This is a genomic window from Epilithonimonas sp., from assembly GCF_056329745.1.
In genome coordinates, this window is sequence record NZ_JBWEYV010000013.1 from 39720 (window position 1) to 56967 (window position 17248).

Here is a 17248-nt window from a genome sequence, read left to right on the forward strand (position 1 = left end):
TTTTCGTTCTTACCATACATGAGGTGATAAGAATTTAATGATTATGTAAACTAATATAGGATTACAGATTTTCACATTTTAAGAAAATTAATACTTAAAAAAATAAGACTTTGTTAATAAAAAATGGAAATTTGCCTGTTTTACAATCCCAAAAAACATTAATAATAATTAACAAAATCTTATGTTAGGCGTAATGATTTTATTCGTTATCTTGGTAAAGTGTAATAGGTACTAACTAATGTCATCTGTCACCGCCAAAGATCAATTTTTATAATATGCAGGTTCAACCTTATTCACTCTTTTCAGATTTTGACATTTACCTTTTTCGTTCAGGGAAACATACCAGGCTTTATGATAAGTTTGGCTCGCAAAAGGTAGTGGTAGAAGGTGTATCGGGCGTATATTTTGCAGTTTGGGCACCCAATGCAACAGAAGTATCAGTTATCGGTAATTTCAATCATTGGGATCCTGCATCTCATACATTGGCAGGCCGTTGGGACCAATCTGGGATTTGGGAAGGCTTTATTCCTGATCTTGATCTGGGCGAGGTTTACAAATATGGTATCCGAACCACTGAAGGAATTCTGCTGGAAAAAGCAGACCCTTATGGGCTTTGTTTCGAGAATGCCCTGCAGGCAGGCTCTGCAGTATGTACCACTTTTTATGAATGGGAAGACCAAGATTGGATGAAAAAGCGGTGGAGACATAATAGTCTACAAGCTCCCATTTCGGTTTATGAAATGCATTTGGGCTCATGGATGCGCGATCCTGCTAACCCAGATCGTTTCCTAAGCTATGGCGAGGTGGCCGATAAGCTGGTGCCTTATCTACAGGCTATGCATTTTACCCATGTAGAGTTGATGCCTGTGATGGAGTACCCATATGATCCCAGCTGGGGCTACCAGATTACAGGTTTCTATGCGGCGACGTCGCGCTTTGGAGGGCCACAGGGGTTAATGTACCTCATTTCAGAACTTCATAAAAATAATATCGGTGTTTTCCTGGATTGGGTGCCGTCCCACTTCCCGGGGGATGCCAATGGCTTGCACCGTTTTGATGGTTCATTCCTTTATGAGCACGAGGATCCCCGGAAGGGTTTTCACCCGGATTGGAAATCCTATATCTTCAATTATGGTAGGCCCGAGGTCAAGTCCTTTTTAATTTCCAATGCTATTTTTTGGCTGGACCGTTACCATGCAGATGGTTTGCGCGTAGATGCTGTCACCTCTATGCTTCACCTGGATTATTCCCGTAAAGATGGCGAGTGGGAACCTAATATCTATGGTGGCAATGTCAACCTAGAAGCCAAGCAGTTTCTACAGGATTTTAATACGGCAGTCTATAAAGAATTCCCGGATGTGCAGACCATTGCAGAAGAAAGCTCTGATTTCCCAAGGCTTACAAAACCTGTGCATGATGATGGTGTAGGTTTTGGGATGAAGTGGATGATGGGCTGGATGCACGATACATTGGATTACTTTAAGCAGGACCCCATTGTTCGGCGGGATTATCAGAACAAGATTACTTTCACCAGCACCTACATGTTTAATGAAAACTACATGATGCCATTGTCTCATGACGAGGTGGTGCATGGCAAGAGCTGCCTAATCTATAAGATGCCTGGTGATGAGTGGCAGAAGTATGCCAACCTCCGTGCTTTGTATGTGTATATGTTTACCAATCCAGGAGCCAAATTGCTCTTTATGGGGGATGAATTTGCCCAAACAACAGAATGGAATTTTACCCGCTCGCTGGACTGGCATCTTCTGCAGTATCCTGTGCATAAAAATATGCAAGAAATGGTAAGGGATCTTAACTATATGTATCGGGCGCATCCTGCTTTGTATGAGCTACAGTTTGATCCACAGGGTTTTGAATGGATAGATGGAGATGACCGAGATAATTCTGTTTTTACCTATCTAAGGAAAAGCAAAAATTATAAAGAAGTCCTGATGACAGTACTTAACCTAACACCCCGCAGTTTTGATTATAGAATAGGTATTGATAAAGGGACGGAGTGGCAAGTTATCCTCAATTCTGATGATGGTAAATACAGTGGGAGCGGGGTAGAAGCCGTGATTTCCCAAAAACTGGACGAAGGCTGGAACAACCGCAGTAATTCTATCATTATTAGGCTTCCGCCGCTAGCAGGTCTGGTACTGAAACAAATACAACCGGTTAAAAAATCAAAGATTGCAGATTATCTCAAAAGAAAAAAATAATAAGTCAAAACATATAGCCTGTTTCTCAAAAGTAAGTTAAAGATTTAGACTGAAAGTTAAACAGGTCATTAAAGGGCTTAATGTAAATAAAAATTAAAAAAACTCATGAAAATATTTCACCTCTCTATGGAGTGTTATCCTGTGGCAAAAGTCGGTGGATTGGCGGATGTGGTTGGCGCTTTGCCCAAATACCAAAATAGGATGGGGCAGGATGCCAGCGTCATTATGCCCTGGTATAACAAGCCGTTTTTCTTTAACCATGATTTCGAATTGGTATTTGACGGTTTTATCCATCAGTCATTTAACATGTTCCGGGTTCAGGTTTTCCGTGAGAAGCATCAGACTTTAGGTTTTGATCTTTATTTGGTTAAGATTCCGGGGCTTTTGGATAGGGAAAATGTTTATGGATATTGGGATGAGAGCCAGCAGTTTTTGGCGTTCCAGCATGGGGTATTGCACTGGCTGAGCGCTATGCAGATACGGCCAGACATTCTGCACTGCCATGATTACCATACCGGGCTGGTACCTTTTATGATAGAATACTGTTATGAATTCAGTTTCCTGAAAGGTGTTAAAACCATCGGTACCATTCATAATGGTGAGTACCAAGGCAGTATGGATTGGCAAATGTCCAATTACATGCCTCACTTCGAGGGTTGGAAATGGGGGCTGCTGGACTGGAATGGGCGCATCAACCCGATGGCGGCTATGATCAAATGCTGCAACGCCTTCAATGCCGTATCCGAAGGCTATCTTCAGGAACTGTTCTACAGCTTCCAAGGCTTGGAACCACTCATGAATCAGGAACGCCAGAAAGCTTTCGGGATTATCAATGGTATCGATACCGAAGTATGGGATCCGCAGACAGATGACATGCTGAAGTTTAACTACAATCAGGATTACGCTGCAGAAGGGAAATGGGAAAACAAAAAGATGATCTGCGCAGAGTATGGCCTTAATCCTAATCTGCCGCTATTCAGTTTTATTGGCCGCTTTGCCGGCGAGAAAGGTGCCGACTTGCTTCCTGAGATTGTCCGCAAAAGTATACAGGAGACCAATGGCAAACTGAACATTATGATTCTTGGATCTGGCAATCAGGATATAGAAAACCAGCTAAAAGCATTGCAATATGAGTTTAATATCAATTTTGCCCTAGATTTGGGCTACAAAGAATATTTGTCTCATCAGATTTATGCATCGTCAGATTTCCTACTGATGCCAAGCAGGGTAGAACCATGTGGCCTGAACCAGATGTATGCCATGCGCTATGGCACAGTACCTATTGTGCGGTACATTGGTGGTTTGAGGGATACCGTAGAAGATATTTCTACAGGCGGCAGTGGCCTCAACTTTACGCATGCCGGTGCAGATGATGCCGTACATGCCATCAAAAGGGCATTGCATATTTACAGTCAAAAGGATCTGATGAATGGCCTAATTGACAGTAACATGTCCTATGACTTCTCTTGGGAGAGGTCTGCACAGCGTTATTTGGACTTGTATCAATATTAATCGGCAGGCTATTTGGCTTAATAATTGAAACTGATAAAACTCTATGAAAACAACTCAACAAATTATATGAATGCAAGCGTAATCTCCATTGTACTGGGAGGCGGTCGGGGAACCAGATTGTTTCCCTTAACCTACACACGGTCAAAACCTGCCGTGCCAATTGCCGGTAAATACCGCCTTGTGGATATCCCTATTTCCAACTGTCTCAATTCGGGGCTCAACAGGATTTTGGTTTTAACACAGTTTAATTCGGCCTCTCTTAATTCCCACATCAAGAACTCTTACCACTTTGATATTTTCAGCAAAGGGTTTGTAGATATCCTGGCGGCAGAGCAAAATGTAGAGAATGAAAACTGGTATCAAGGTACTGCAGATGCAGTGCGACAGACGATGAAACACTTGGATAAGTATGAATACGAATATATCCTGATTCTCTCTGGCGATCAGCTTTATCAGATGGATTTCAAGAAGATGATTGACTTCCACAAAAAAAATGGCGGCGATATTACCATTGCTACTATTCCGGTAAATGCTAAGGACGCCACAGGTTTTGGGATTATGAAGGCGGATGAGGCAGGCAACATTACCGCTTTTACAGAAAAACCAGCTATGGATGTCCTGCAGGATTGGAAATCTGAAACCAGCGAAGCCAGCAAAGCCAAAGGTAAAGAATACCTGGCATCAATGGGTATCTATGTATTTACAAAGAACGTCTTGAGAAGGCTTTTCAAAGAATATGAAGGCGATGACTTTGGGAAAGACTTTATTCCGGCTTCCATTGGTGAGTATAAAGTGTTGAGCTATCAGTACGATGGCTACTGGACAGACATTGGTACCATAGAGTCTTTTTACGAGGCCAACTTGGATCTTGCACAGGATCTTCCTCAATTCAATTTGTTCAGTTCCAATCCTATATATACCAGGGCGAGGATGCTGCCGCCAACCAAAATTAATGGTTCATACGTAAGCAAAACAATCTTTGGTGACGGATGCATTATCCTGGCAGATAAGATTGAGAATTGCATCATTGGGAACAGGACGCGTATAGATCGTGGAACCACAATTGTTAATTCTTATGTGATGGGTGCTGACTATTACCAGACTGCCCAGCAGGTATCAGACAATGAGGAACATGGCGTCACCAGCATGGGAATTGGCAAATATTGCTATATAGACAAAGCTATCTTAGACAAAAACTGTTATATCGGCAACAATGTGAGGATTATTGGTGGCAAACATCACCCCGATGGCGATTACGAGACACACTCTATCAAAGATGGTATTGTAGTGGTTAAGAAAAACGCCGTCATACCGGATGGTACCAATATTATGTGATAACGTAAAATAATAAATATAAAAAACGCCCTTTGTCAGGGCGTTTTTTTCGTTATGCTTGTTTAGGAAGTTTAAATTTTTTGGAGTAGAGCATAATCAGTAATCCGGCAAGCATAAATGGAATGCTGAGAACCTGTCCTGTATTGAGTCCACCTAAGGTAATAAACTCGTCGCCCTGCGGTTCTTTTAAAAACTCAACAAAGAAACGGATGGCCCACAGGATAATAAAAAATAGCCCAAATAGCCAACCTTGCTGGTACTTCTTGTCGGTTTTGCGGTACAATACCCAAAGCAGGACAAAGAGGCAAACGTAGCCAACAGCTTCAAACAACTGGCTTGGATAGCGTGGGATGGTAACGCCATATTCCGAACTCTGCTGCGGAAACAAAACAGCAAACGGGGATGAAGGATCTACAGGTTTTCCAATAATCTCTGAATTGAAAAAATTCCCCATCCTTACAAATGCACCACCCAACGATACTACGATACCCAAACGGTCATAGACCCAAAAAGGATTCTTTTTGATAATTTTAAAACTGTAATACAGCGTAGTACAAATTAGTGCGATGGTAGCACCGTGGCTCGCCAATCCGGAGAAGCCTGTGAAATGCAAACCGCCCTTGGTACTGATAGGCAGAAAAACGCTGAGGAAATCTTCTTTAAAAAGTTCTGGCTGGTAAAAAATAACATGCCCCAACCTTGCTCCTAATATGGTACCTACAAGAGTCCAGGTGAAAAGGGGTTCCAGATATTTTTCCTCCACGCCATCTATACGGAATATTTTCAGCATCAGAAAATAGCCTAGCCCAAATGCCAAAACAAACATCAGACTATAGAAATGCAACATCACAGGCCCCAGTTGTATACCTTTTACCGGATCCCAAATCTTAAAAGGGGTTTCCAGTTGGGTGTTGTCCGCAGCAGTTAAAACTTTATCACATTTCAAAAGATATTTGAAATTCTCGATATTCTTTTGATCCAAATTTCCCTCCACCGGTTTAAAGTCTTTGTCAAGAATCTGGAACTTATTGTTTTTAAAGGATAGCAAAATATTTTGGATACTGCTAAGGTGCTCTGCAGATTCTGCTTTTATATTATCCTCATTCAGGATGATGAGTTCATTAGGGATATTGGCAAAAGCCTGTCGGTAGAGGTCATTGCTGTTTTGGGTAGCAAATATTTTGACAGGCAAACTGTCCTTGCCATTGATTTTCAAAGTACCGTCGGACAGATCACTTACTGTTGTTTGTGATGACACAAGCTGAAAAAGCCCGGCAAAAATAAGTAGATAAAATCTCAGAAAAATATGATTCATTAGATAAATGGGTTTAATGATGTTTTGGGGGCACGGGATCATAGCCGTGTCCGCCCCAAGGATGACAGCTGAGTATTCTTTTCAGCGAGAGCCAGCCGCCTTTTATCAGGCCATGGGTTTTAAGCGCCTGAAGCGTATAATGAGAACACGTGGGTGTGTACCTGCAGTTTTTTCCCAGCCAAGGCGATATGCAGTACTGATAAAAACGGATCATTACTACAAAAGGAAATATGAGGACTTTATTCAGCATTATCATTTAAGTGCTACAAAAATAAAAGAAAAATTACAACACAAGCTAAAATTAACCAACAATAACATTTTGCAAGCCATCTTAATGATATTCATCTACCTTGTTTTAATTATATTTTAAATTAATACCTCATATTGTAAAAAATACCTGTTATGATTTGACATTTCAACTATAAATCTTGATTTTTGCAAAATGGATAAAAGAATATTTCCTCTGGCTTTGGGTGGATTAGGCATCGGTACAACAGAATTTGTAATTATGGGCTTGTTGCCTGATGTTGCAAAATCTTTGGAAATCACCATCCCTGAAGCAGGGCATTTGATTTCCTCCTATGCTTTGGGTGTTGTGGTAGGTGCCCCAATTTTGGTAGGTTACGCCGCTAAGTTTCCACCCAAAAAAATTCTTCTTTTTTTGATGTTGGCTTTTACCATTTTCAATGGACTGTCGGCATTGGTTAATAATTATTATGCGATGATGGCGGCAAGGTTCTTCTCTGGACTGCCACACGGGGCATTTTTTGGTGTTGGTACAGTGGTGGCCACCCGCATGGCAAGACCCGGCAAGCAGGCACAAAGTATAGCGTTGATGTTCACGGGGCTTACCCTGGCTAACCTCGCCATGGTGCCTTTCGTAACCTGGCTGGGGCATTTGTTGTCTTGGCGTTACGCTTTTGGTGTGGTGTCACTTATAGGTATTCTTACGATGGTATTTATTCAGCTTTTTCTCCCGGAGATGGGCAGCCTGCGGACCACAACACTTAAAAAAGAACTGGAATTTTTCAAAACGGCTAAAGCCTGGCATATCATCGCTATTACAGCAATCGGTTTTGGAGGTTTGTTTGCGTGGTTCAGTTATATCACGCCACTCATGACCGAAGTCAGCAGGTTTGATACCAGTTCCATTGCCTACATCATGATCCTGGCCGGTGCCGGTATGGTGGTAGGTAATTTTATTGGAGGAATTATGGCAGACAAAATGAGACCTGCACTGGCTGGTGCTATTTTGTTGTTTGCAATGGTGGTAGCACTTGTCTTGGTTTTTTTCTTCTCAGAATATAAAACGGTTTCTCTCATCCTGACCTTCCTTTGTGGTGCGCTTTCTATGGCTGTGGGAACGCCAGTCAATATTATGATGTTGCGCTCTGCAAAAAATTCCGAAATGATGGCGGCGGCTTTTATGCAGGCGGCTTTCAATATTGGGAATTCGTTAGGCGCTTTTTTCGGTGGCCTGCCTTTGGAGTTTGGTTTTTCATATAATTACCCGTCCATTGTGGGAGCAATAATGGCAGGTTTGGGTTTTGTGATGTGCCTTACATTTATCAAAAAATATAATCCGGTTAAGTAATTAAGGTCTTTCTATTTTTTAGGCTCTATTGTACGGAATGTCAGGCTGATCCTTGGCGCAGTCACTTTTTTGGTGGTTGGCAGCCTGTGCAGCCAGTGTTTTTGTGTTGTGCCTTTCATAATGAGTAAGCTGCCGTGTTCGAGGTTGATTGACACAAGTTCCTTGCTTGTCTTATGTTTAAAACTGAATTTGCGCTCAGCCCCAAAACTAACCGAACTGATGGCACCATTTTCCTTAAGATCTTTTTCGCCATCGCTGTGATAGGCCATACCTTCGGAGCCATCATGGTAGAGGTTAAGCAGGCAGGAATTGAAAGTTTCTCCAGAGCTTTTTTCAATCGCAGTCTTTATTTCCAATAAGGCTTTGGTCCAGGGAAGTGCGGTTTTTGTCCTGCCGGAATAGGTATATGGGAAAGCCTCATCGCCATACCATGCTACTTTCCGCTTAGTTTCTATCAGTTTACCAAAGATAACGGCCTCGTCGCTTTTCCATTCTACTTCTTCCAGCAATTTTTCGAAATAAGCATTGGCTTGTCCCTGAGAAAATACTTTGCCGTAATAAGTTGTAATGCCATCGTAAGGCAAAATGTTATCGATAATTAACGATGTATTCCCAAAAAGATTCATGTTTCAAAAATATCAAATAATTGTTGTAGTTAAAGCCATATTCAATTTTATGTTGTGTTCGTTTATGTAACCGTCTAATTATTCTTATTTTTGCAAAAAATCAGTCTAAGAAGATGAAGCCAAGTTTAGCCAAAGGAACCAGGGATTTTACCGCGAAAGAAGTTTCCCGAAGAAAATATATCATCAATACATTACAAAAGAATTTTGAATTATTTGGTTTTCAACCATTGGAGACACCAAGTTTCGAAAACCTATCTACTTTAACCGGTAAATATGGAGAAGAGGGAGACCGTTTGATTTTCAAAATCCTTAACTCCGGTGATTATGCGGCTAAAACCAATGATGCAGATTGGCAGGGGAAAAATTCTCAGAGACTGATTGCCCAAATCTCCGAAAAAGCATTGCGCTATGATCTTACTGTTCCCTTTGCGCGCTTTGTCGCCATGAATCAGGGGCAGCTGGCTTTTCCATACAAACGGTATCAAATTCAGCCGGTTTGGCGTGCAGACCGTCCTCAAAAAGGGCGTTTCCGTGAGTTTTACCAGTGCGATGCAGATGTAGTTGGCAGTACGAGCCTTTGGCAGGAAGTGGAGCTTTTGCAATTGTATTTCAAGTCATTCCGGGATCTTGGTTTGTCCGTTTCTGTTCATATTAATAACAGGAAAATCCTTTCCGGGCTGGCAGATTATGCAGGTATTGCAGAACAATTGATTGATTTTACAGTGGCTTTGGACAAGCTGGATAAGATTGGTAAAGACGGCGTGGTAAAAGAGATGTTGGAAAAGGGAATATCGGAAGATGCGGTCTCCAAACTGGATTTCCTCTTCAGTCAGACCAATGATCCTTTGGAAAACCTTCTTAACCTGAAAGAAAAATTTGTGTCCAATGAAGTTGGTTTAAGAGGTGTTGAAGAACTAGAGTTTGTGATTACGAATGCACTTAATCTGGGCATTGACGCTCAAAGTTTGGTTTTCGACATCACCCTTGCTAGAGGATTGGATTACTATACAGGTGCTATTTTTGAGGTAAAGGCCGATGAGGTGGCCATGGGATCCATTGGCGGTGGTGGTCGTTATGATAACCTGACGGAGGTTTTTGGGGTGAAAGATGTTCCCGGGATTGGTATTTCTTTTGGGCTAGACAGGATTTATCTCGTGATGGAGGAATTGTCTATTTTCCCGGAAGAATCCGAAGCTACAGTACAATACCTGTTTGCCAACTATGGCGAAACCGAAGCCGTACAAGCACTGAAACTGATTGCGACACTTAGGGATAACAATATCTCCTCAGAACTCTATCCAGAAGCCGCCAAACTGAAAAAACAATTTACTTACGCAGAAAAAAAAGGGATAGAAAATATCGTTTTCCTGGGACAAGAAGAGATTAATAATCAGACGATCACAGTGAAGGATTTACAATCTGGCGAACAGAAAACACTAAAGATTGAAGATTTTTTTAGGATAACTAACATCTAGTATAAAAGATAGATATTGCTTGTTTATTTTTTTTTACAAGCTTATCTTCATCCTACAAAACAAACTCAATATTAAAAAACTTTGGCTACTTTTGCCACAAATTCCATTATTATGAATCCCGGAAAATTCAATACGCTTAAAATTTCTGAAAAAATATCCTCTGGCTATATATTGCAAGATGAAAATGGGGAAAAAGCATTTATTCAGAAAGTTTTTGCAGATGACAGCTGGGAATTGGGCAATGATGTGGAGGTTTTTGTTTATCAGGAAGATGGCGGACTAAAGGCGACAACGGAACACCCAAACGCAATTGCAGATGAGTTTGCGGTGATGACCAGCGTACAAAGTTTGCCAAGTGGCGCATTTATGGATTGGGGAATTATCAAAGATCTTTTTGTGCCATACAAGCAGCAAAAATCCAAAATTATTGAAGGGAAGCGATACCTGATTTATGTTTACATTGATGAAGCTACAGGATTAATCACCGGAACTACCAAGTTTAAGCGTAATCCACAATATGAGAATCTTCCTTTTGCAAAAGGTGATAAGGTAGATCTTATCCTGATGAATGAATCAGAATTAGGATGGAACGTGGTTATTAATAAAAAGTACATTGGGCTGATATACGCCTCAGATGTTTACAAAAAACTGTATCCTTTGTCCGAGGAAACAGGCTATATAAAAGCCATCCGCGAAGACGGTAAGATTGATATTACCCTACAACCAGAAGGTTATGAGAATATCGATGAATTTAAGCAGAAAATTATTGATAAACTTAACGACAATTACGGCTTGCTCTACCTGTCCGACCAATCAACTCCGGATGAGATCAGGGATGAGTTGCAGATGAGTAAAAAGAATTTTAAGAAAGCGATTGGCGGGCTTTACAAAGACAAAATCATTGATCTGCTGGACGATAAGATCAAACTCCTGTAATTTCTTTGCCGTAAGCTATTTTTTCTGGAAAATACTACATTCTTAACGCTTGCTTGGAACTGTTTTTGTTCATCAGGAAGAAAATAAATGATGAAAAAAATTTTATTAAGCGGTGCAACCGGACTGGTTGGCAAAAAGCTTTCCCGCAAGTTGTACGAACGAGGCTATCAGGTAGAAATTCTGGTTCGAAACAAAAAAGAAAAAACAAATTTCAACTCGTACCTGTGGGATTATAAAAATCATATTATAGAAGATGGCGCGTTCGACAATACGTATATTTTCATTCATCTTGCAGGTGCCACCATCAGCAAACGTTGGACAGATTCTTATAAAGAGGAGATCTACCATAGCAGGATAGATTCTGCTCAGTTTATTTACGAGGAGATGAAAAAACGTAACATTCACCCAGAAGCGTTTATATCAGCGTCTGCCAATGGCTATTATGGTCAGGTGACTTCGGAACATATTTTCAAGGAATCTGATCCCTCTGGTAGTGATTTTTTGGCGAAGGTTTGCAAAGATTGGGAAAATAGAGCCTACCAATTCAAAAATTTGGGTAGCAGGGTAGTTTGCGTACGGACTGCCACAGTTCTTAGCAGCAAAGGCGGCGCATTGGAGACATTGCGAAAACCTATTGATTATGGTTTTGGTGCTGCTTTAGGAACAGGCAAACAATATTTCCCTTGGATTCACGAGGATGATTTAGTCAATATTTATCTAAAAGCAGTGGAAGATGCAAGTATGGAAGGTTCATACAATGCCTCTGCACCGGAACATGTCACTAACAAAGTTTTTACCCAAAAACTGGCTGCACAGCTTGATCACAAAATTTTACTTCCCAATATCCCAAAGTGGATTATAAAGGCTGTTTTGGGCGAAATGTCAGTTTTAGCATTGGAAGGCAGTAGGTTGTCATGCGATAAAATAGAGAAAGCTGGATTTAAATTTTCCTTTAATACTTTGGATGCTGCTTTAGCAGATGTTTTATAATTTTGCATAATATCAATCAGATTTTAAAATCCTATGAAAGTGACAGGAAAAAGTGAACAAAGACTCTCTTTATTAGAAAATATTGCAAACGGGATCATTTGGTGGGTAGGGTCGATTCCATCGCTGATTCTTCATACCATATTTTTTATCGTCAGTTTTGCGTTACCAATTTTTGGTTTGGTAGATTTTGATAAAATGTTGCTCGTCCTTACCACCGTTGTTTCTCTGGAGGCTATTTACCTTGCTATTTTCATCCAGATGTCCGTCAACAAAAGTTCTGAACATATTGAGGATTTGAAAGATGATGTTAACGAAATTCAGGAAGATATTGATGAAATCCAGGAGGATATAGAAGATATCAGCGAGGATATTGATGAAATTCAGGAAGATATAGAGGAAATAAATGAAGACGAAGAAGATGATGACCACAGCGAACGTGCCAGAACGGTAATGCTGAAAAGTAAAGTCAGCAATAATAAAAATGACATCAAAAATCTAAAAGATAAAATTACCGAGTTAGAAGCCATCATAGAATCATTCCGTAAGGATAAGGAATAGGTTCTACGGCAGTATAAAGAAAAATATAGCACAAAAATGCATAATGCTGCCACCCAATACGAATAGATGCCAAATAGGGTGGTAGTATGGCTTTCTATCTTTGGCATAAAAATAAATCCCAAAAGTGTAGAACAAACCTCCCAAAATTATAAAAGTTAGGGCACCTGTTGATAAATTCTCCATCATTGGTTTGATGGCAATAATGCAGAGCCAGCCCATCAATGCATAAAGGGTGAGCGATATTTTTTCATTTTTCCTCAGCGGCGAGAATTTGAAAATAAACCCCACCAACACCAATCCCCAAATCACACCAAACATTGTCCATCCCCAAACGCCTTTCAAACCAAGCAGTGCAATAGGCGTATAGGTTCCTGCAATTAAAAGATAGATGCTGAGATGGTCGATTTTCTGACCAATTTTTTTCCACTTGAGCCGATAGGCGGCATGATAAGCCGTAGAAGCACTATACAGCACAACGAGACTGATGCCAAAAACCAGAGAAACCGCCAATGCCATGGCACTACCATTTAAAACAGAATATGTCGTCATCACCGCAAGAGCTACAATTGACAGAACAGTACCAAAACCATGGGTGATGACATTGTAGAGTTCTTCTCTTTTACGGTTTTTTTTGGCCATGGTACTTATTTTTTAGGGGATAAAAGTGGCTAGCAATCTTTTATCAAGTTAGTCATAATTATATTAACGATAAATGATTATAATTTACTTTAAACTGTAATTTTGTTTAACAAATTTTTAACATTACCCGTCGTTTTTTACTACATTTGTTTCTTTTATAAATTTTTGATCTGATATGAATTCACTTTTCAGAAGAAAACACTACTCGGAGAATACAGATAGTGGGCAGCTCAACCGCGTGTTGGGAACATGGGATATTGTATTTTTTGGTATTGCTGCCATCATAGGAGCCGGGAGTTTTAGCAGTTTGGGCGAGGCCATTTTCCGTGGCGGTCCCGGCGTTATTGTCCTTTATCTGATCTGTGGATTTGCCTGTGCTTTTACAGCACTTTGTTATGCAGAGTTTGCCAGCCGGATTCCCACCGCCGGCAGTGCTTACACTTATGCCTACGCAAGTTTTGGTGAGCTGATTGCCTGGATTATTGGCTGGGCTTTGATTATGGAATATTCTTTTGGGAATATCTATGTCGCATTTTCTTGGTCAGATTATTTTACGAGTTTTATGGAGCGCATTGGCGTCCACATTCCAGATTACCTTACCTGCAGTTATACAGAAGCCAAGAAAGCTTTTTTTAACCATTCTAATAATACCGAACTTATCAACGCGTGGCAATCGGCACCCGTAATAGGGAATCTCAAAATCATTTTGGATATTCCAGCGTTGGTTATTAATGGTTTAATTACCTGGTTGTGTTATCAGGGCATCAGGGAGAGTAAAAATTTCAACAACTTTTTTGTTCTGCTTAAGTTGTTTGTTATCCTCCTGGTGATTGCTGTGGGCGTGGCTTACGTCAATACTGGGAATTGGTTTCCTGCCAATGCGGAAGGTACAGCATCATCATTTATGCCTAATGGCTTTGCCGGTGTTATGTCTGCAGTTTCTGGTGTATTCTTCGCATATATTGGGTTTGATGCTATTTCTGTTTTGTCGGAAGAAACTAAAAATCCTCAAAAAGATTTACCAAAAGGCATGCTGATTTCCCTTGGGCTTTGTACTGTGATCTATATTATTTTAACACTCACGTTGACAGGGGTTGTAGATTACAGGAAGTTTGATGGGATTGGTGATCCCTTGGCATTTATATTTCAAAAATCGAATCTTAACCTTCCCTGGATGGAATTTATAGTTTCACTTATTGCAATTGTAGCCATTACCACAGTGCTATTGGTTTTCCAGATGGGGCAGCCGAGGATTTGGATGGCCATGTCAAGAGATGGCCTTTTACCCAAAAAATTCCAGCAGGTACACAGCAAAAATAAAGTTCCTTCATTTGCTACGGTGGTTACAGGTATTGTGGTAGGTATCCCGATTTTATTTACAGATAAGACCTTTATCCTAGATTTTACGAGTATCGGGACCATTTTCGCATTCGTCTTGGTATGTGGTGGCGTTTTGATGCTACCTCCGAAGGAGAAGATCAAAGGACGTTTTCACCTGCCCTATGTTAATGGCAAATTCATTTTTCCATTAATCTTCATCGTTGGATTGCTAGGTTTTTATGTCTTTCAACCCGATTTTTTTCATCAGCTTTCTGATATTAATGATCCTAAGGAAGGCGAATTCCGTTTGGCAATCATCATTTACATCATTGCTAATTTTATATTATGTGCATTGGCATTTGTCAAAAATTTATCCCTGATCCCATTAATTGGGCTTAGCTCCTGTCTTTATCTTTTAACAGGGATGAGCCATGAGAACTGGTTTTGGTTTGGACTATGGTTTGCTATTGGTCTCGTAATCTACTTTTTATATGGATTCCGACACAGTAAACTCAATAACCAAAGTCATGGAAACGCCGAAAAAAATTAAAAATTACCAGGAATTTTACCCATATTATCTGTCTGAACATAGCAAACGATGGACAAAAATATTTCATTTTCTAGGTGTCTTGCTGGTATTTGTGGTGATTTTTTATGTCATTACAAGTGGTAAAGAGCGGTTTCTCTGGTATTGTCCGATTTTTGGTTATGGCTTTGCCTGGTTTAGCCATGCGGTTTTTGAAGGTAATCATCCCTCAACATTCAGGTATCCGCTATGGTCTCTCTTTTCAGATTTCCGTTTATTTTTTGAATTACTAATAGGAAAGCAGAAATTTTAAGTTTGATTATCCCCCATGAAAAATTTTATAAAATCTAATATTTCGTTAGACTCACTGGCTATAATGCTTGTGCAGTCTCCTGTCGCTTTGGCCATGCTGATGGGTAATGATTTTGTTATCAAAGTGGCTAACCCTCAAATGCTACAATTGTGGGGCAAAACAAAAGATATCATTGGGCTGGATCTTTTACAGGCATTGCCAGAACTACAAGATCAACCTTTTATGGGATTTTTGAGAAATGTTATGGCCACAGGAGAACCCTACAAAGGTTATCAGCAGATCGCATATCTTATAAGGAATGGCAAGAACGAAGAGTGTTATTTTGATTTTATTTACGCACCAATTTATAATGACGAAGAGACCGAAGTCATTGGAATCAGTGTTGTAGCGACCGAGGTGACAGATCAAGTGCTGGCACAAAAAAAACTCGAAGAAACCGAATATAAATTTGAAAATTTAATCAAGCAGTCCGATTTTTCAATTGCGCTGTATAAGGGAAAAGACCTTTTTATTGACATGGCGAATAATGCCATGCTAAAGAGTTGGAATAAAGATAGTTCGGTTATCGGCAAAACTCTGGAGGAGGCGCTACCCGAATTACAAGGTCAACCATTTGTGGAGATTCTCAGAAATATTTATGATACCCGACAAACTTACACCTCCAAAGAAGGAGAAGTTTTTCTGGAAAGGGATGGCCAGCTGAAAAAGCTTTACTATAATTTTTCCTATAAACCACTATTTAATCAAAAGGGCGATATTTATGCGATCTTGAATGTAGCGACAGATGTCACAGAAATGGTTGAAACCAAAAAACAACTGAAGCAAAATGAAGAAAGATACCGAAACCTGGCAGATAGCCTACCAATCATTGTTTGGACCGCGGATAAGGATGGTAAAACAGATTACTACAATCAAAAATGGTACGATTATACAGGGTTTGAAGGCGTAGAATCTAGGGAGGATGTAACCAAAAAATTATTACACCCCAACGATTATGAAAGGGCATTGGAGGTGTGGAGAGCCAGCAACCAAAATAAAGTGCCTTATGAGATCGAATATCAGTTTCGGGATCGTACAAAAGAGAATAGTTACAAGTGGTTTCTTGGGCGGGCTCTTCCCATTAAGGATCAACAAGGTGATGTAGTGCAGTGGATTGGCACTTGTACAGATATAGATGATTTTAAGCAGTTTCAGCAGCAGAAAGATAACTTTCTTGGCATTGCAAGCCACGAGCTGAAAACACCACTTACAAGCCTTAAGTTGTACTCTCAGTTTCTGGAAAAAAACCTTCGGAAGCAAGAAGATTACAAAAATGCCGAAGTTGCTAGAAAGATGGATGACCAAATCAATAAGTTAACCAGCCTCGTTAATGATTTATTAGATGTAACCAAAATTCAAAATGGGCAAATCCTGCTCAGCAAAGCAGATTTTGATTTTGATGAATTGGTGAAAGAAATTATTGATGAGCAGCAAATGAGTACCAATCATAAGATTGAGTTAGAAGCTAACCAGATTGGTATGGTTCAGGCGGATAGGCACCGGATTTCTCAGGTAATGAGTAATTTAATTAGCAATGCAATCAAGTACTCACCTTTAGGCGATCGTATTCAGATCACCACCAATAAAACCAGTGATAATAAGATTTTATTTTCGGTTAAAGATTTTGGAATTGGAATTCCAGATGATAAAAAAGATAAGGTTTTTGAGCAGTATTACAGGGTAAGTGGAAGTAAAGAACACACATTTCCTGGTTTAGGTTTGGGACTTTATATTTCATCTGAGATTATCAAGAGAAGCGGTGGCAAGATTTTTGTAAACTCAGTTGAAGGTAAGGGTTCTGTATTTAGTTTCGAAATTCCTATTACCGATATTACTACTAATTAATAG

15 protein-coding genes are annotated in these 17248 nt (G+C 40.1%); 11 read left to right on the forward strand and 4 right to left on the reverse strand.

The features are described 5' to 3' along the window. The first annotated feature begins 275 nt into the window (after positions 1–275). From glgB to AC00Y6_RS10345, 3 genes are all read left to right on the forward strand, one after another. A complete protein-coding gene (gene glgB / locus AC00Y6_RS10335; RefSeq protein WP_474490545.1) occupies positions 276–2222 on the forward strand; it encodes a 1,4-alpha-glucan branching protein GlgB in 1947 nt (648 codons plus the stop codon). A 105-nt stretch (positions 2223–2327) separates the two neighbouring features. Continuing rightward, positions 2328–3734: a glycogen synthase gene (locus AC00Y6_RS10340; protein WP_474490546.1), complete on the forward strand. Its 1407-nt coding sequence runs from the start codon at positions 2328–2330 to the stop codon at positions 3732–3734. Positions 3735–3800: 66 nt separating this feature from the next. Further along, the gene (locus AC00Y6_RS10345) at positions 3801–5069 is read left to right on the forward strand and encodes a glucose-1-phosphate adenylyltransferase (protein ID WP_474490547.1); all 1269 of its coding nucleotides are present in this window, start codon (positions 3801–3803) and stop codon (positions 5067–5069) included. A 52-nt stretch (positions 5070–5121) separates the two neighbouring features. Here AC00Y6_RS10345 and lgt read toward each other — a convergent pair whose 3' ends face one another. Together lgt and yidD are read right to left on the reverse strand one after the other, a co-directional pair. Next, a complete protein-coding gene (lgt, locus tag AC00Y6_RS10350) occupies positions 5122–5973 on the reverse strand; it encodes a prolipoprotein diacylglyceryl transferase (protein ID WP_474490591.1) in 852 nt (283 codons plus the stop codon). A gap of 424 nt (positions 5974–6397) precedes the next feature. After that, entirely contained in the window at positions 6398–6634 is a 237-nt protein-coding gene (gene yidD / locus AC00Y6_RS10355; RefSeq protein ID WP_474490548.1) for a membrane protein insertion efficiency factor YidD, read from the reverse strand. A 192-nt stretch (positions 6635–6826) separates the two neighbouring features. On the opposite strand from yidD, the gene AC00Y6_RS10360 reads away from it, so the two are divergent. Further along, positions 6827–7978 carry an MFS transporter gene (locus AC00Y6_RS10360; protein ID WP_474490549.1) on the forward strand — a complete coding sequence of 384 codons (1152 nt, stop codon included), beginning with the start codon at positions 6827–6829 and terminating at the stop codon, positions 7976–7978. A gap of 11 nt (positions 7979–7989) precedes the next feature. On the opposite strand, the gene AC00Y6_RS10365 is transcribed toward AC00Y6_RS10360, so the two are convergent. Then, a complete protein-coding gene (locus AC00Y6_RS10365) occupies positions 7990–8604 on the reverse strand; it encodes an alpha-ketoglutarate-dependent dioxygenase AlkB family protein (protein WP_474490550.1) in 615 nt (204 codons plus the stop codon). Positions 8605–8717: 113 nt separating this feature from the next. Between AC00Y6_RS10365 and hisS the strand changes: the two genes are divergently transcribed. The 4 genes from hisS to AC00Y6_RS10385 all read left to right on the forward strand — a co-directional run bounded on the left by hisS (position 8718) and on the right by AC00Y6_RS10385 (position 12563). Further along, a complete protein-coding gene (gene hisS, locus AC00Y6_RS10370) occupies positions 8718–10079 on the forward strand; it encodes a histidine--tRNA ligase (protein WP_474490551.1) in 1362 nt (453 codons plus the stop codon). 111 nt (positions 10080–10190) lie between these two features. Then, entirely contained in the window at positions 10191–11015 is an 825-nt protein-coding gene (locus AC00Y6_RS10375; RefSeq protein WP_474490552.1) for a CvfB family protein, read from the forward strand. Positions 11016–11102: 87 nt separating this feature from the next. Continuing rightward, positions 11103–12005 (forward strand): TIGR01777 family oxidoreductase, encoded by a 903-nt coding sequence (locus AC00Y6_RS10380; RefSeq protein WP_474490553.1) that lies wholly within the window; start codon positions 11103–11105, stop codon positions 12003–12005. Between the two features lie 39 nt (positions 12006–12044). Beyond that, positions 12045–12563: a DUF1003 domain-containing protein gene (locus AC00Y6_RS10385; protein ID WP_474490554.1), complete on the forward strand. Its 519-nt coding sequence runs from the start codon at positions 12045–12047 to the stop codon at positions 12561–12563. A gap of 3 nt (positions 12564–12566) precedes the next feature. Here AC00Y6_RS10385 and trhA read toward each other — a convergent pair whose 3' ends face one another. Next, the gene (gene trhA / locus AC00Y6_RS10390; protein ID WP_474490555.1) at positions 12567–13202 is read right to left on the reverse strand and encodes a PAQR family membrane homeostasis protein TrhA; all 636 of its coding nucleotides are present in this window, start codon (positions 13200–13202) and stop codon (positions 12567–12569) included. Positions 13203–13377: 175 nt separating this feature from the next. Between trhA and AC00Y6_RS10395 the strand changes: the two genes are divergently transcribed. Genes AC00Y6_RS10395 through AC00Y6_RS10405 form a run of 3 tightly spaced genes read left to right on the forward strand, consistent with a single transcriptional unit; the run spans position 13378 to position 17245 of the window. Continuing rightward, positions 13378–15072 carry an APC family permease gene (locus AC00Y6_RS10395; RefSeq protein WP_474490556.1) on the forward strand — a complete coding sequence of 565 codons (1695 nt, stop codon included), beginning with the start codon at positions 13378–13380 and terminating at the stop codon, positions 15070–15072. Then, positions 15050–15361: an Mpo1-like protein gene (locus tag AC00Y6_RS10400; protein WP_474490557.1), complete on the forward strand. Its 312-nt coding sequence runs from the start codon at positions 15050–15052 to the stop codon at positions 15359–15361. The genes AC00Y6_RS10395 and AC00Y6_RS10400 overlap by 23 nt, the downstream gene beginning before the upstream one ends. Before the next feature lie 15 nt (positions 15362–15376). Beyond that, a complete protein-coding gene (locus AC00Y6_RS10405; RefSeq protein ID WP_474490558.1) occupies positions 15377–17245 on the forward strand; it encodes a PAS domain-containing sensor histidine kinase in 1869 nt (622 codons plus the stop codon). The last annotated feature ends 3 nt before the right edge of the window (positions 17246–17248 follow it).

Coding starts and splice junctions, on each gene's coding strand:
- glgB (WP_474490545.1), top strand. CDS start 276: ATGCAGGTTCAACCTTATTCACTCTTTTCAGATTTTGACATTTACCTT.
- AC00Y6_RS10340 (WP_474490546.1), top strand. CDS start 2,328: ATGAAAATATTTCACCTCTCTATGGAGTGTTATCCTGTGGCAAAAGTC.
- AC00Y6_RS10345 (WP_474490547.1), top strand. CDS start 3,801: ATGAATGCAAGCGTAATCTCCATTGTACTGGGAGGCGGTCGGGGAACC.
- yidD (WP_474490548.1), bottom strand. CDS start 6,634: ATGCTGAATAAAGTCCTCATATTTCCTTTTGTAGTAATGATCCGTTTT.
- AC00Y6_RS10360 (WP_474490549.1), top strand. CDS start 6,827: ATGGATAAAAGAATATTTCCTCTGGCTTTGGGTGGATTAGGCATCGGT.
- AC00Y6_RS10365 (WP_474490550.1), bottom strand. CDS start 8,604: ATGAATCTTTTTGGGAATACATCGTTAATTATCGATAACATTTTGCCT.
- hisS (WP_474490551.1), top strand. CDS start 8,718: ATGAAGCCAAGTTTAGCCAAAGGAACCAGGGATTTTACCGCGAAAGAA.
- AC00Y6_RS10375 (WP_474490552.1), top strand. CDS start 10,191: ATGAATCCCGGAAAATTCAATACGCTTAAAATTTCTGAAAAAATATCC.
- AC00Y6_RS10380 (WP_474490553.1), top strand. CDS start 11,103: ATGATGAAAAAAATTTTATTAAGCGGTGCAACCGGACTGGTTGGCAAA.
- trhA (WP_474490555.1), bottom strand. CDS start 13,202: ATGGCCAAAAAAAACCGTAAAAGAGAAGAACTCTACAATGTCATCACC.
- AC00Y6_RS10395 (WP_474490556.1), top strand. CDS start 13,378: ATGAATTCACTTTTCAGAAGAAAACACTACTCGGAGAATACAGATAGT.
- AC00Y6_RS10400 (WP_474490557.1), top strand. CDS start 15,050: ATGGAAACGCCGAAAAAAATTAAAAATTACCAGGAATTTTACCCATAT.
- AC00Y6_RS10405 (WP_474490558.1), top strand. CDS start 15,377: ATGAAAAATTTTATAAAATCTAATATTTCGTTAGACTCACTGGCTATA.